The sequence below is a fragment of the Bartonella sp. AD13SXNS genome (genome assembly GCF_042196465.1).
Lineage (GTDB): Bacteria > Pseudomonadota > Alphaproteobacteria > Rhizobiales > Rhizobiaceae > Bartonella.
In genome coordinates this window covers 89,005-103,410 of record NZ_JBHIQI010000006.1, presented here as the reverse complement: position 1 = coordinate 103,410, position 14,406 = coordinate 89,005, and the positions used below count along the sequence as shown (strand labels likewise).

At 42.2% G+C, this 14,406-nt stretch carries 12 protein-coding genes; all 12 read right to left on the bottom strand.

Going from position 1 to position 14,406, the window contains the following annotated elements; all coding sequences use genetic code 11:
* Positions 1 to 1,368 precede the first annotated feature (1,368 nt).
* Positions 1,369 to 2,373 carry a phage tail protein gene (locus ACFIMQ_RS05895; RefSeq protein WP_375615965.1) on the bottom strand — a complete coding sequence of 335 codons (1,005 nt, stop codon included), beginning with the start codon at positions 2,371 to 2,373 and terminating at the stop codon, positions 1,369 to 1,371.
* Positions 2,370 to 3,509 carry a tail fiber domain-containing protein gene (locus tag ACFIMQ_RS05890; protein ID WP_375615964.1) on the bottom strand — a complete coding sequence of 380 codons (1,140 nt, stop codon included), beginning with the start codon at positions 3,507 to 3,509 and terminating at the stop codon, positions 2,370 to 2,372. Before ACFIMQ_RS05890 ends, ACFIMQ_RS05895 begins: the two co-directional genes overlap by 4 nt.
* Positions 3,506 to 3,979, bottom strand: a complete 474-nt coding sequence (locus ACFIMQ_RS05885) for a hypothetical protein (RefSeq protein WP_375615963.1) — start codon at positions 3,977 to 3,979, stop codon at positions 3,506 to 3,508. The genes ACFIMQ_RS05890 and ACFIMQ_RS05885 overlap by 4 nt, the downstream gene beginning before the upstream one ends.
* Before the next feature lie 319 nt (positions 3,980 to 4,298).
* Positions 4,299 to 5,762 (bottom strand): hypothetical protein, encoded by a 1,464-nt coding sequence (locus ACFIMQ_RS05880; RefSeq protein ID WP_375615962.1) that lies wholly within the window; start codon positions 5,760 to 5,762, stop codon positions 4,299 to 4,301.
* 141 nt (positions 5,763 to 5,903) lie between these two features.
* Complete coding sequence (locus ACFIMQ_RS05875) at positions 5,904 to 6,080, bottom strand: hypothetical protein (protein ID WP_375703586.1); 177 nt, start codon at positions 6,078 to 6,080, stop codon at positions 5,904 to 5,906.
* 209 nt (positions 6,081 to 6,289) lie between these two features.
* Entirely contained in the window at positions 6,290 to 6,985 is a 696-nt protein-coding gene (locus tag ACFIMQ_RS05870) for a hypothetical protein (protein WP_375615960.1), read from the bottom strand.
* Between the two features lie 83 nt (positions 6,986 to 7,068).
* Positions 7,069 to 8,187, bottom strand: a complete 1,119-nt coding sequence (locus ACFIMQ_RS05865) for a N4-gp56 family major capsid protein (protein ID WP_375702018.1) — start codon at positions 8,185 to 8,187, stop codon at positions 7,069 to 7,071.
* 277 nt (positions 8,188 to 8,464) lie between these two features.
* Positions 8,465 to 9,241, bottom strand: a complete 777-nt coding sequence (locus ACFIMQ_RS05860; RefSeq protein WP_375615959.1) for a hypothetical protein — start codon at positions 9,239 to 9,241, stop codon at positions 8,465 to 8,467.
* 179 nt (positions 9,242 to 9,420) lie between these two features.
* Entirely contained in the window at positions 9,421 to 9,660 is a 240-nt protein-coding gene (locus tag ACFIMQ_RS05855; protein ID WP_375703585.1) for a hypothetical protein, read from the bottom strand.
* A gap of 161 nt (positions 9,661 to 9,821) precedes the next feature.
* Positions 9,822 to 11,645: a portal protein gene (locus tag ACFIMQ_RS05850; protein WP_375703584.1), complete on the bottom strand. Its 1,824-nt coding sequence runs from the start codon at positions 11,643 to 11,645 to the stop codon at positions 9,822 to 9,824.
* Positions 11,645 to 13,006 (bottom strand): PBSX family phage terminase large subunit, encoded by a 1,362-nt coding sequence (locus ACFIMQ_RS05845; RefSeq protein ID WP_375703583.1) that lies wholly within the window; start codon positions 13,004 to 13,006, stop codon positions 11,645 to 11,647. Before ACFIMQ_RS05845 ends, ACFIMQ_RS05850 begins: the two co-directional genes overlap by 1 nt.
* 691 nt (positions 13,007 to 13,697) lie before the next feature.
* Positions 13,698 to 13,985: a hypothetical protein gene (locus ACFIMQ_RS05840; RefSeq protein WP_375703582.1), complete on the bottom strand. Its 288-nt coding sequence runs from the start codon at positions 13,983 to 13,985 to the stop codon at positions 13,698 to 13,700.
* Positions 13,986 to 14,406 lie beyond the last annotated feature (421 nt).

Genomic DNA, 14,406 nt, shown 5'->3' with positions numbered 1-14,406 from the left:
GACAACCTCAGACAACCTCAGACAACCTCAGACAACCTCAGACAACCTCAGACAACCTCAGACAACCTCAGACAACCTCAGACAACCATGTAAAAGGCTTTTGAAAAAAATTTCCTCATCGAAAATTTTTACAAGGTATTTTTTTAGATTATACTCTGTTTTCCACCTAAAATGTTGACTTTATCACCTGATAACCAAAGAAAAATGTTTGACCACCTTGCATGCTGTATCAACCTTTCCCAAAAGGACAAAGCCCACACCGGTCTTTAAATAATGCCAATCAATAAACAATGGTTTGTCAACAATCTGGCTTCGTATCTAACAGATTTAACTTGGCTTCCCCCTTCAAATGCCTCTTTGTAATGTATCCCTATTTAGAGTTACTCTACAAAAAAACACTGCTTTAGGAATACTCACAGACGAAAAACACCCTATGCATAAAATTTTAACCACATCTCAAACAATGGTATTTTACAACACAACGGAACAAACTATTGTCTTACAGATTTTCTCGTATCACTCTCATCCTGTTTCAAGAAGTTTCCTGATAAGCACAAAATGCCATCTCAGAGAGTTCAATGCCTCACCATACGTTACAACGCATCACCAACCTGCTGCTTCTAGCCAACAGTGCACCCATTTTGAAAGCAAAGAGCGCTTTTTTGCTACACGCTTTGCCAAAAAAGGGAGTGCTCCATTTTGCCTTTTCTCGCTTTAAATAAACATATCCGTTGACCTCTTCCCACCACCCTCAAAGGACAAAGGTTTTAGCCCCACATCGGTTTGTAAACAATCCAACTCCTCTGAAGGGGCTCCATATCTGCTCATTATTTATATGATTCACTTGCATAATACTTAACCAAGCAAATCCTCCCCAGAACAGTTGCTAATGTATTAAATACTTTAAGCTATCTTACTGATATCACCAGCTTCAATAATAGTGTTTTAATGACGGTATTTTACGCTATAATAGGATAAAATTATCTAGGGGCTTTTTGTCATCGCACAGCAGCGGTTTAAACCCAGCACTTGAAATAATGGATCACGACACCACAAGAAAGAGGTATTTTGGATAAAATATTGATTCTTCAGCAAAAAACGCCATGAATAAAGAAAATTTTTTTGTTCTCCCCCTACCTTCAATAATCACTGTCTTGATCCTCTAAAGCACAATAGGCAAACTTACCTTTAGACATCCAACAAAGGCAGCACAAAAAATAAAAAAATAAAGAGAGTTGAGTTTTTTTCTAAAGCGCCTCAAAACTTTCTGCACAATATATTCTATAAGACTTTATATTCAATAAGATTTTTTTCTCATAACAGACATTTTGCAAGCATTTTTATCCTTCTGTCATACAGCTTTCATTCTCAGGCTTTGACAGCATAAACCACCGCCATATTGACGGGGCGTGTTTCATCTCCCCCTGTTTTTTGCAACAAGACCTTATGTTCATGCTCTCCCGCAGCCTTCGTTAACCGATCTTTATTGTAGACTTGAGCCAGATGCCTATAATATTCACCGTGATTCATATCCCAAACTACCTCGTCAATCATTGGATAACTATGCTGGTGGTTACCTGTTGAATCTGTTTTTCCTTCATGGGTATGAGATTTAAAAGACTCTTCTTGTCGACTTCCCAAGCGACGTCCTTTATCAATTTCTTTTCCACTATCGAGCCCCCGTAAAAACATTCCACGCAAATCGGGAACATTGAATGTTGTTCTCCCATCTCCTTTTCCCCATGTTTCTCCCAAAACAGCAAAAAGATTGGCATAGTTCCTTCGCGAATATTCTTTACCATCACACAGTAACCATCCAGAGGGTATTTTTTCTGTAGCAAAAGTCCCAATAAATCCAGAAGAAAAAGTTTCAGGCAAAGGAGGAAAGGGAGGGATTTCAGGAAGTTTTATAGTAGGATTGGTTAAAAACCAGCCATCAGCATTTTTTCCGGCAATATCACGCGTATAGACGACTTCATAAAGCCCCCCCTTTTGAATTTCTCCGCCCTTTAAAGGCATGATACCCTCTGGCGTTGCCATATAAGTTGGTCGTGGAAGTAATTGATTCAAAGAAATATTTGTTATTCCTCTATTGACGCCTTGTGCTTTAAAGCGCACAACAATGCCATCCATATAAGTCTCAAAAAAAGACTTTGTTGCCAAACGAAGTGACGTTCTCTCGTTTTCCACATCGACAGTAAACTGTGTTTCAATCCCGCCCCCATTATCCAACAAATATTCTTTGATGCGTTGCATCATAGCGCGAGCACTATCATTGACTGTGCTTGGCGGTTGCCCTTCTGCCCAGTTTATACTTTCATCGGCATAAGCATTTTCTGATGCAACAATTGACCAATCATAAATTGAACTCATAGAAGATACTCTTTTTTCAAAAAGGGAAAACGAGCAAAAAATGAAGAAAAGAAAGCCGCAACTTTATTTTTAGATGCCGGTATTTTTTCCATTTTCACTTTTTCCATTTTCAAACCTATTTTGTCATAATCAACATGCAATAACTTTGTTTTTGCATTGACATAAACAGCTTCAGGCTTCACACGCAACACATCTTGCGCCATAACGCCCTGATAACGTTGTGGATTTCCTTTATAATTAAAGGTATAAAGTGGATATCCATTTTTCTGCCCCACAGGGATAATATTTTCTTTTGCTCTCACGTCACAAAGCCCTAAAATTCCTCCGACCAATCCAAGCACTTGCTGCGCATCACGCAACGGATCTTTTGTCACAGAAGGTATTGTTGTAGATTTTCCTGAAGTTGTTCCGTAATTTCCAGCGGCCTGTGTTCCTACCTGTAACAAGCGTTCTAAGCGGTTCCAATCTTGATTATCTTTTTCTGACCATTTTTGGCGCTCCGCATCTAAGACATTTTGACGATTCATATCTTGAATCATTCCTCCTTTCAAAGCATTGCTTTGCGCATTACTCTGTCCTTGATAATAGCTATTTGCTGCATTAACCTGATCCTGCTGAGAGCGATCAATCATCTGGTTCGCGTTCATCATATTATTAATATCTTGATTATATTGCTGTACCGCAGCATTTGTTGCCAAAGCGCCTAACTCATCGGCCAGCACACCGGTATGGGCGCCAGAACCATAACGTCCTGCCCCAGACATAGATTGATTAATCGCATCAGAAGTTTTATTCAGAGCATTTTGCAATGCAGTATTAAATTTACTATTGCTTCCAATCCAGCTTCCCTTAGCCATACCGGAAAGATTTGTAGCGCTGTTGGTTGGTGCATTCAACCATTGCGTTACCGTTGGATTATTATAGAGCCCAGCTGCTTGTTGTAAACCAGTTAGCGCATTTTTTGTCATATCGCTAAGACCGGCAACTCTCTCTCCCTGATAAACGTTTCCGCCAATTCCTTTATTATAAAGTCCAAGCGCGTTAGCACTGGCTTGTTTAAGAATATCAGCGGCCCAAGCGGGTGGTGCATTTGTTTGTGTTGTTGTCTGTACTTGAGGTGTTTTTTTTCTACTCATGAACCCAGAACCTTTCTATATTGAATAAGATTACGAGAATATCCGTGATGAGCGAGCTTTTTCGCCCATCCAGTTCTTCCAAACATGTGCATTTCGTCCGCATTGATTGTTCGCGCCCATTTTTCGACTTCATCAATCAACTTGACCAATTTCAGCCCTCCCTCTCCAGCAAGATCTGAGAGAACGACGCATTTTTTTCCCGTATGGGTTATTTCAACTTTGGTAATTGCAAAAGCACTAAATTGGATTTTATTTTTTAAGACCAGCCACAATTGTGCTTGTCCTGTAGCGATTTCTTCAGCGATTTTTTCCAGACAAACATCATCCGGAAAGCGCTGCGCATATTTTTTCAATGCAGCATTGAGTGCCTCTTGATAGGGAGCTATTTTTTCCCATGGCCACTGCTCTGTCAGATGAGCAGAATATAAATCTTGACTCTCAAGCATCATAATTTTAGCTTTGTCACTCATCTCCCCTCAAATAACATCCCCCTACGCATTTCACGCATTCCATGCCCCCCGCACAACAAAAGAAAAAAAGCCCCAACATTCCTTTGTCACAACAAAGAGGGAACTTTCTTCTTTATAAAAATAAACCATGGTGCAGCCTATTTTTCCTTTATCGCAGAAAAGCATGAAACATAACGCACCACATTGCTCTTCATACTATAAAGACACAGCTTATCGCATTGTGCCTTTGTTTATAAAGGCTTAAGGAGAGCCTATGGGGCATTTGTTCTTTAATAATAGAGGCTTTGAGCCTACCGCATGGTATTATAAAAGGGCATGCCTATCGCATGCCGGCAGACGTCAATTCCACATCAAATCCGGTGACATGAGTCCAATTCACCCCTTCAGGAATACGCAATTTAAAGCGATAAAACCGTGCCCTTGCGCGACAATGAATTTGTCCAGTATTATAAGAGGGCTGTTTTTCTGGCAACCAAACAGTTTCCTCTTCAAGAGATTGTCGAAAGCGCATTCCCACAGACAAATAAAACTTTCCACTATTGACTTGAGGCATAATATTTTTCACGCGTGTTATCATGCCATTTGTCTGTCCCATTTCTTGTGATGTCACGACACAAGCCATAGGACACCCAGAAAACGACCCCAGTCTGCCCTGTTGATCAAATGCCCCCAGCATAGGTGATTCATTTCTCCACACTTTACTATCAAGAGAAAAGGACAAATCGTCAATATTCTTAGTCACAAAATCAAGACCTTCTAGGGTTGTTCCGGCTAAGAAAATAGGCAATATCATTTTGATATCCACGAGAGCTTTTGTCCATTTTTGCAATCCCCAATCATAAATAAGCAAGATACGTTTATGAAGATTCTCATCAGAATCAACCATCCAATAAACACGATTATACACTCCATCGATAGCAGCAGACAGGGTGTACAGATTATCCTTCCTTGATTTTGCGGTCATCGTTCGATCCACTTTTTCGAACCCAATAGGGATAATCTGTCCCTCATTTGTTATTTGATAAAAACCGCCCTCATCGGCAAAGAATGCTAAATCGCCCCGACAAACGATTGATTCAGCATTTTTAGCGCCTCGTTTATCGTGGATTTTTTGGAAACTAAAAATAATCTTTGATCCAGGGATAAAAGAACCGGCATAGATTGCAGAACGCATAAAGATAATTGGATTTGTTGTCTCGGTTGCCCCTTGGACGAATCCGCCATCAGGAAAATCTTGATAATCACAACTTTTTTTCCCCACGGTCCAAAATTCTGCATCATTCAATCCAGACCAATGAACCCGTCTTGGATTTTCGGTTAATTTCATCAAACAAACGAAATCTCCCCAGACACGAACAATCCCCGCTTGTGGCGGATTACCTCCTAAATTTCTAAATGTTTTATCATGGTTAATATCGATCACTTGTGGTCTATCATTGGCATTAACAGCAATGATCAAATCACCAAACAAAGCAAAAGACCACGGAGCATCGATATTAGCAAGATAAGATTTTCCTTTTTGGCTAATATCCCTCCACTTCATTGTTGTATTATCAAGCAAGTAGATTTTTTCTCTTGTCCCAGCAATAATAGAAACCCCATTTTTTGTTTTAACCGCAAGAGCACCTAAAATTGGCTCCGGACAAGGCTCTGATAAAGGTTCAAAACTTGGCATAGGGATATAGGAGCCATCAGCTGGAAGCACATTAACAAGTTCATCGGTAAAAATTCCATTGATATCTGCCACATCGGGTCGATAATCAGCGATTGGGAAAAAAGCCATCAAGACCCCCATAAAATCTCTGAAGAGCCCAGTGCCATTCAAGACACCAAGGCTTATTGATAAAAACTATAAAAGCCCTTAGAACAAAACTCTAAAGGCATAAAATTTAAGAAAATAAACAACCTTAGGTTGTTTAACGCATCAAAAAAACGATACCATAAATAATGGCCACCCCAACGCCATCCACCAGCGCCAAACCAAAATCAACTGCCCGCAATCACCCACAATGACGGGGAAAAAACCATTAAACACCCCATAAAACCTTTGAAAAGCCCAGTGCCATTCAAAACACCAAGGCTTATTGATAAAACTAACCATAAAAGCCCTTAGAACAAAACTCTAAGGACATAAAGTACCATAATACACAACCTCAGGCTGTCTCATTTATCGAGCAAAATGTGACCATAAAGAATGGTGGAGCCCAACGCCATCCACCAGCGCTTCACCATCAACACCCAACGCGCATCCAACCATAAGGGACAAACCAACCTTCAACACCCGCCATAAACGATTTCGAAAAAAGCCTTTTAAAAACCCATTGGACGAATTTTTGAAGAACCTTTTCGACGCGATGTTTCAATACGCAAAGCTTGAAGCTGTTCTTGAAAATCTCTGAAAGAAACGGCGGCATATTCAGGATCTTTAAGAATATTTTTATAAAGTTCATATTTTGCCCGTGCTTTAATAAGATCAAAAGCATAAAGCAACCAAGGATTATCATCCTCTTTCAGCTGTTCATCGGCAAAATGAACAGGAGAATAAGAAAGCTTTACAGTTTCCACATGTTCTGGTGTTGGAAAGAGACCTATTTTTTGATCAAGGTAGGTATAAAAGAATGGCGTTCCCAACGCAGGATGCATGCCATATTGTTGATGCAACACTTCCAAGGGCTTAAAGAACAATTTTGTTGGTGTTGCCTCCTTTGTTACTAAAAAGACGCTCTCCAAACTCTTTTCTGATTCAATAAAAACCCCCTCTTCTTGCCCATACCATGTTTTACCACTTTGTGTTTTAAACGTCCTTTCTCTTTTTTCATTAAAGAAAAAGGGTTCGCGTTCACACAAACGCAAAGCCGTAAAAATTGAATCTTGAATTTGCAGGGAATATTCCGCTGTTGTATCGTCAATTTCATCTTGAATAAGCGCGACCATATAAGCAAAAGTTTTAGAATGGTCTGAATGTGTAAGGTTTAGATTTTGGGGATCAGTGGATAAAGTGGTCATAAGCCTGTCCTTGTTTCTGGAAGCATTTTAAATTTTTCCCCCAACAGATCCCTCTTGTTGGGGGAAGAGAGCAAACATTCGCTTTAAGCGGGCGCTCCATAAGTTGGGATGACGATAGTGCCAAAATCCTGAGCCCCTTGCGTACTTCCTGGCAAGGTAAAGCAAGTTTTTTTCATACCAATAATGGTTTTTGCCGCGACCCCGAATTCTCTTTCATAGTCGAAGAGTTCTTCCACCAATTTATAGCGTGTTGCTCCTCGATCTTTACCAAAAGCAATCACAGCACTCTGCGCACCAAGCAGAACAGCCCGCCGCACATTTGGCACAGCTTTATTTGCCGTCCCAGATTCAACCCCTTCGGTAATATGTTCAGCTTCGCGTAAAACCACACCATTATACATGCCCAAAGACCCATCATAGAGCGGATTTTTGATACGACTTCCACTATAGATTGCCTTAGTAATGTCGAGCCATTGCCCCGCATCTGTATTGGTTCGCAATTGCGTCACTTGGGTTGGGTGCAGATACAGCACATAGACATTTTCGCCATCAATCCGCACAGGTCTAATTTTAGGATTTGCCAATTTAGCCCGTTCGACAGCTTTATCAATGAGCTTAAGATCAAAAACATCGCCTTCTTTTAAGTCCTCATCCTTTGCTTTATCGTTAGGACGTACCACGCGTTTATTGGTTGGTGCCGTTGGCGCATTAAACCCATAATGGACAGGTTTAAGGGTAATCGTGCGTCCTTCAAAGTTAATAGCTTTTGCGGTATAACCACACACTTGAATGAAGAACATCATACTCAGACGATCTGCATACCAATCAACCAAACCATTTTTTGCCTCGGTGCGCAAATCATGGAGAATTCGTTGCTGATCAATTGTTCCCTCATTTTTGACACGCACAGCATGAACGAGTTCATTAATTGCCAAGCGATCATTGAGAAACTGTAAAGCTTCTTCATTGCCTTCCAATGTCTGCCCTTCACTCACCCCATCGCCTAGCAACTGCACACGCAAATTAAAGCTAATGGCATCCCCACTTGCTTTCGTGGTTTCATCCTTTAACTGTACGATACTGTTTGAATCATTTCCAATCAACGGTGCAATTGGAATTGCTTTTGAGACTTCTTGGTTTAGTAATTTAGACCATGTGCGCACTGCCATTGGGTCATTAAGTCCGATATAAGTTACGGTCATTTTATCCTCTAAAAGTTTTCTTGACATAAAAAAAACCCGGCAAAGCGCCGGGCGCTCAAAACACCACATTTCATTTCAGATGGTGAATAGGTTGTTCGTGAGTTTTATCTAATTTCTGTTAGCGTCTGCCTCCTCCTTATAAGAGCTCTCCTCACCACATCCGTGCTTTGAGAAATCCCCACTCCCCCGCCCCTGTTCCCTCAAAAAACGCCTGCCACCTTCACGCCCCAAAAGCCGCTCCACGTTCCCGCAAAAAACACCTGCCACATTCTTGTTTTTAAAATTCTCTTCCCCCCATTAAACGATTAAAAGCAGCTTTATTTTTAGGATCAGCAACCCAAGCGCTAAACTCTGCTTCTGACATTTTATCAAGCATATCCAAAGAAATTGGCCCATTTGGCGTTAAACCGTTATAAGCAGCAAGAGTACGCGCAGAATTGTGTCTTTCCTGTAAATTTTCATCCATGTTATTGGGAACATTTGTGTAGCCAATTTTTTGTGCAATCGCGTAAATCACTTCAGCGGGGTTTTGATTTTTTTGCGCACAATCGCGCAAGATCTGCTTCAACTCATCACCAATTATCGCATCAATATTTTGGGGATCTGCCATCTCAGGATAGAGCGAAGCACAAGCAGCCAACTGTTTAGCCCGCGTTTCATAAATAAAATCGGCCGCTTGATCAAAATCATGATGTTTTTGTTTAACACTGGCAACAGACTGTTGATAGAATGCGTGCAACTGTTCTGCTTCACAAACAGTCGGTTTATCTTGGGGTTTTTCATGTAAAAGCCCTTGTTTTTGGAGTGTTTTTCCCAACCATTGCATATAGCCCATGAAGTCTTTTTGTGGATCTGGTGGAACATCTTCTCCCCCTTGAACCTCTTTTCCAGCCTTTTGCGAAGAGTACTGTTGTTGATGCACTTGCCCTTGGAAATTATCTTCAAGAGTTTTTTCTTCTCTTGCAATTTCACCATCTTCTCCCTCTTGTGTTGAGACCAGAAAATCTTGTTTCAATTGGTTTTGTTCTGCCGGCGTTAAGTGTTCTTGATCCATGACATTAGCCTTTTCTTTTTTTAAACAATAAAATCAAATTTTTCAGATAAAACAGCCCATAAGCACTTATCCCCTCAATGTTCTCCCATCATTTGAGCTCCAGCATTCCCCCAAAGCTCTCCACCCCATATAACGGAAAGACTCCCCCTCTCCACCTTGCTTTTCCCAACAATCCAGCCCTATAAAACAGTTCTTTTGAGAAAAGGGAGCCCATGCACTATGGAAATCGATAAGCCCATTTTGCGCCCACCAGGCCCCACCAAGTTCACCCCATATAACGGAAAGACTCCCTCTCCACCCTGCTTTTCCCAACAATCCAGCCCTATAAAACAGTTCTTTTGGGAAAAGGAAGCCCATGCACTATAGAAATCGATAAGCCCATTTTGCGCCCACCATGCCCCACCAAGTTCACCCCACATAACGGCAAGACTCCCTCGTTCTCCTATTTTTCCCCAACAGGGATAGTCTCATAAAACAGCTCTTCGAAGATAAAGGAAGACGACATTACGCTATGGAAATTGTATCGATAAGCAATTTCTGGTAGATGGAATTTATCAAAAGTCGCGCATGACAAAGCGTCCTATTGTTGAGCCTTTACTGTCTGCAACATCTGCATTATCTGCTCTGTTCCCACATTACCCCCCATCTGCGCTGAGGCATTTTGCTCTTCTTGGAGAGCGTTTTGCGCCTTTATCGCGATTTTATGAATGAGTGAAGCGGGTAAAGGCGAATAGCGTAAAAGATCGAGCATAATCTCTGGCGTTGCAAAATTTTGCATCAAAGGAAGCAATTGCATGATTAATGCAAAAGTACGCTCTTTTTCATTAAGACTTGTTGGCGCATCATCCACGACAATATCATATTCCAAACTAGTCACCATTTCGCGTGTCAGTGGAACATATTGGGCATTTTCATCCCCGGCAATACGCACCAACCGCCCATCGGAGAGATAATTTTGAATAAGATAGAGAATAATTTTTCCCTGTCGTTGCCGATATCGACGCAACCCATCAAAAAAGGAAGCCAAAAGATTAAGTGACGATTGTCGCCGTTGTTGTTCAAGAATGCCAGGCTGATTGACAGCTCGCGTCCCAATAAATTCAGAAGACAATCCCGTCACCTGTTCGAGAGCACTCTTTGCTTCATTAAACAATTGAAAAAAACCTTGCGGAAATTGCGCCACGGGTTTAGGCTGGATTCTTCCGCCAGAGACAGCCCCACTTTTCAACCAAGTAATACTATCGGCTCTAGCCCAACTCTCGACGGCTTGTCGATCATCATCAAAAGCATCGCGTTCTGCCATAATGCCGCCTTTTGATTGGCTATTGAGCAAATGCATTACTTGACTAAAATATTTGTTTGCCCACCGTTGCGGATCTTTTGTAGGGCGCACAATTCCGTAAAATTGCCGACTTAACTTATCAAAAGTACCGGTAATACACTCCCATCCCAATTGATTGGGTGGAACCAAGGGCTTATCAGGCGCTTCGAGCAGCTTTCTGCCCAAAAATGCCCGTTTGACAATTTTTCTGGTCAACTTTGTTGCTTGAACATGAGGAAAGGTTTTACTTAAATTTTGGAAATCCTGCTCTGAATAATCGATAAATTTTCCACTTTGAGGCTCAAGGACTTTATAAACCACCTCGCGTTCAAACCAGCGACATTCTGCCAATGTCACCATTTTAGGACGTTGATAACAGCTTGCCTCTTCTCCCTCTACCTGATAATTTTGTGTCATCCCATTGCTGGTTGGCTGTAAAAAGCTCTGATGTTTCACCCAATCAGCATGAAGATCGCTCCAATGAACATTTGGAAACATTTGCTGCGCTACGGCAAGAGGTTTTTCATCAATATACCATAAGCGTTGAGCATCAATGAGATTAGACTTAACAGCACTTGCATCCCACACCATTTTCATAGGATCCAGCCGCGCAATGATTGGTTTTCCTTGGGGATCTTGTTCATAATCAAGGCGTGTATCTGTCCAGCCCATGCCGCAAATAATTGCATCTTGAAAGGCATCGGAATCTTCGTATTCGCCGTCGGCTTCATCGCGAAACCATTCGGCTGCTCCTGTTAGAATCTGATTAGCAAAGGCTGCGCCTTCTTGTCGTGGAATAAATTGGACTTGTCTTTTATTATTGCGCTCAGCCCCGATCACAGCATTAATTAAAGGTGCAATACGGTTAAAAGTCATCACGGGTCTGTTTTGTTCGTGCAAGACGGCAAGGTCTTGCTCATTCCATTGCCGTCCATTATAAAAATCGTAATCTTCTTGGGCATTTTTTCGCCATTTTTCGACATGAGTGATATCATCCTGATACCAACCCACGAGTTTTTTAAAAAGAGCTTGATTTTCAAGCGTTTCGATTTGATCAAAAGAAGAATTTATAGACATATTCATTAAAAAGCCATCCATGAAGTTTGAGAATGGTGAGAAGAGCGATAAGTTTTTTTTCGCACTCTAGCATTTGGTTGTTCATAAGCCACACACATCAGTCCAAAGGCATCGGCCCCATGGCTAGCCCAATCATGTTCAGCCCCTAGTCCGATATTGCGCTGTTCGTCGCGCTTTTCATGATACCAAGCAAGCGCTTTTCTCCCCGCAGATGTTGTTTCACGATTAAACCATAGTGCAGGAAACAACCGCCTTACGGCTTCGATACGCATTTTCACAGCGCCTGTTCCTTGATTAGGAATTATTTTGGTTTGAAAACCGGCTTGTTGAAGGGCACTTTCAAAACTCACATTATAGACACGATCTTTTGTTGCGCCATCATGAGGCAAGACCATAAGAGCCTTTTCATATCCCCTTTGAAAGACCCAGCCCACATGCTCTGAGAGAGGTTGACCTTGGGCTTCATAATAATCGAGCACTCGGATTTCACGTCCAACAAATTGCGCCACCCACAATGCGGTAGCATCGGCCTTTGCTCCTGTTCCCCCGATATCCCAAAAGATTCTCACCTGCATCAAAGGATCCCGTGGAACAGTGGTAATCCGCCCTTCCATTTCGGCTTCCAGCAGACATTTCTGATAATAAGCGCCTTGCACAGCTTGGAGATATTCGCCTTCCCAAATATGGTTATACTGCTCTGGTCTTTGCTGCAAATCGTCCATTCGATCACGATTGAGTTTTTCAGGAAATTGCGGATTATCACGCCAATTGATTTCCACCCCTTTGATATGAGGATTATCGACAATTCGGAAACGTTTTTCCACGGGTGCATTTTCATGGCATGGGTTCCATGTCACCCATAATTCTGCATTCCAATCTTTTCCTTCTTCGCGCAAAGTTGGAATAAGTGTTTGCCAAGCAGTTTCTGTCACGGGCTCGGCTTCATCGACCCAACAAAGGAAAACGCGTCCCATTGATTTAATACTTGCGATATTGCGATCAAGCCCAGCAAACACATAGACGATCCGTCCATCTTTTGACTTAATATATTTATCGCCGATTTCATAATAGTCTTGTAAAAAAGGATAAGACTCGATAGCGCGTTTAATTTCCTCCAAAGAACTTTCATTAAGAGAATTTTGAAATTGCCGTGCACAAAGAATAATACCGCGTTCTCCAGCCATTCCATGGCGATATCCCACCACGGCCGACATCAAAGCAAAAGAACGTGTTTTTCCAGAACCGCGTCCTCCCCAAGCGGCTCGCACATCGGCATTTCCAGTAAAAACAGGAATAAGCTTTGGAATAAGAGCTACTTGAGCCGTTTTCTGCTCAATTTTTTGAGAAATTTTCTGAACCGTTGTCATTATAAATTTTCATACTTTTGCAATAATTGCGCTGCACCCTTTTGCTTATCCCAAGTTTAATATCCCAGAGCAATTGAACGAAAAGAGCAATTGAACGAAAAACGCCCTTCTCAAAAGCAGCGCTTTATCTTTTCTTCATCCTAATATTCAATAAATTTCACTTTTTTGCATGAGGTCCCCTTGACCCCACCTATGCGCCCCAACGTCCTTATCCCCCCAAAGATCATTATCTCCCCAAGGGTCCCTATTTCCCCAACACCCCCCCTCAAACACCGCGCCTGTCATCCCCCAACCACAAGCAAGGTATCCCCCCAACCAAATCATAGCCTCAGCACATGGCTCTCAGACATATCCAAAGCCCAACATCCTCCAAGATCATGCCTCTCAAGCATCACCAATCCTCACACTTTATCCCCCAAGATACCCCCCCAAAACACATGCATCCCGCAAGCATAACACTTCTCTCAAGTTTCATGCCCCTCACCATCAAAACACTGTTCCATATCCACCACACAAATACCCTGCACCAAACCCTCCAAGCACACGGGCCCTTACGGCATCATTCACCAAAGCCCCTTCCCAGTATCACGAGCGCCTACAAGCACGATAGCCTCCGCTTCAAGCCCCTCAAGATAGGCAATCACCAAAGCAGCCCCCTTGCAAGACATCACCCCACATCACCCACCTCAGCCTAACATTTTTCAATATCACAAGCCTCAGTTATCGAGGTATCATGCTTCTCCGGTTCACTATTTTTTGCATTCACTGGCACAATCTCAATACGCAAAATTGTTTTTAACATCTCCCCCATTTCAATAACGAGAAAAAACCAAACCTTCACCAGAGGTCCAAAACAGCAAATATCATCAAGCACTCCCCAACATCTTTCAGGTATCGCGCCCCTCATGCATCGCCATAAAAGCATCTTGCCCGCTTCACACAGACCACCCCAGACACCATGCCCCCCAAAAAACACCATATGCACCGAAGTCTCCTCCAGTCCACGTCCTCATGCATCCCCCACCAAAGCCCAACAACTTCACAGCTCACACGCCTAAAGCACTCAGCCCCTCACCGCAATTTCAATCATAAGCTTTCAGACAAACATCTAGCATTCCCGTTCAAAGACAATATCCCTTAAACATCATATGCCCAACCCAACATTTTCTCGTAGCTTCAAACCTCAGTGACCAAAGGATCAAGCTTCTCCGGTTCAGTATTTTGGGGCTTCACTGGTACAATCTCGATACGCGAAACTGTTTTAACATCTCCCCCATTTCAATAACGAGAAAAGACCAAACCTTCACCAGAGGTCCAAAACAACAAATATCATCAAGCACTCCCCAACATCTTTCAGGTATCGCGCCCCTCATGCATCGCCATAAAAGCATCTTGCCCGC

Bases quoted from the DNA above. Each gene is read 5' to 3' on its own strand.
- ACFIMQ_RS05860 (WP_375615959.1), bottom strand. From the start codon at position 9,241: ATGGATCAAGAACACTTAACGCCGGCAGAACAAAACCAATTGAAACAA.
- ACFIMQ_RS05845 (WP_375703583.1), bottom strand. From the start codon at position 13,006: ATGACAACGGTTCAGAAAATTTCTCAAAAAATTGAGCAGAAAACGGCT.
- ACFIMQ_RS05870 (WP_375615960.1), bottom strand. From the start codon at position 6,985: ATGACCACTTTATCCACTGATCCCCAAAATCTAAACCTTACACATTCA.
- ACFIMQ_RS05855 (WP_375703585.1), bottom strand. From the start codon at position 9,660: ATGTGGGGTGAACTTGGTGGGGCATGGTGGGCGCAAAATGGGCTTATC.
- ACFIMQ_RS05875 (WP_375703586.1), bottom strand. From the start codon at position 6,080: ATGGTTAGTTTTATCAATAAGCCTTGGTGTTTTGAATGGCACTGGGCT.
- ACFIMQ_RS05885 (WP_375615963.1), bottom strand. From the start codon at position 3,979: ATGAGTGACAAAGCTAAAATTATGATGCTTGAGAGTCAAGATTTATAT.
- ACFIMQ_RS05880 (WP_375615962.1), bottom strand. From the start codon at position 5,762: ATGGCTTTTTTCCCAATCGCTGATTATCGACCCGATGTGGCAGATATC.
- ACFIMQ_RS05865 (WP_375702018.1), bottom strand. From the start codon at position 8,187: ATGACCGTAACTTATATCGGACTTAATGACCCAATGGCAGTGCGCACA.
- ACFIMQ_RS05895 (WP_375615965.1), bottom strand. From the start codon at position 2,373: ATGAGTTCAATTTATGATTGGTCAATTGTTGCATCAGAAAATGCTTAT.
- ACFIMQ_RS05840 (WP_375703582.1), bottom strand. From the start codon at position 13,985: ATGGTGTTTTTTGGGGGGCATGGTGTCTGGGGTGGTCTGTGTGAAGCG.
- ACFIMQ_RS05890 (WP_375615964.1), bottom strand. From the start codon at position 3,509: ATGAGTAGAAAAAAAACACCTCAAGTACAGACAACAACACAAACAAAT.
- ACFIMQ_RS05850 (WP_375703584.1), bottom strand. From the start codon at position 11,645: ATGAATATGTCTATAAATTCTTCTTTTGATCAAATCGAAACGCTTGAA.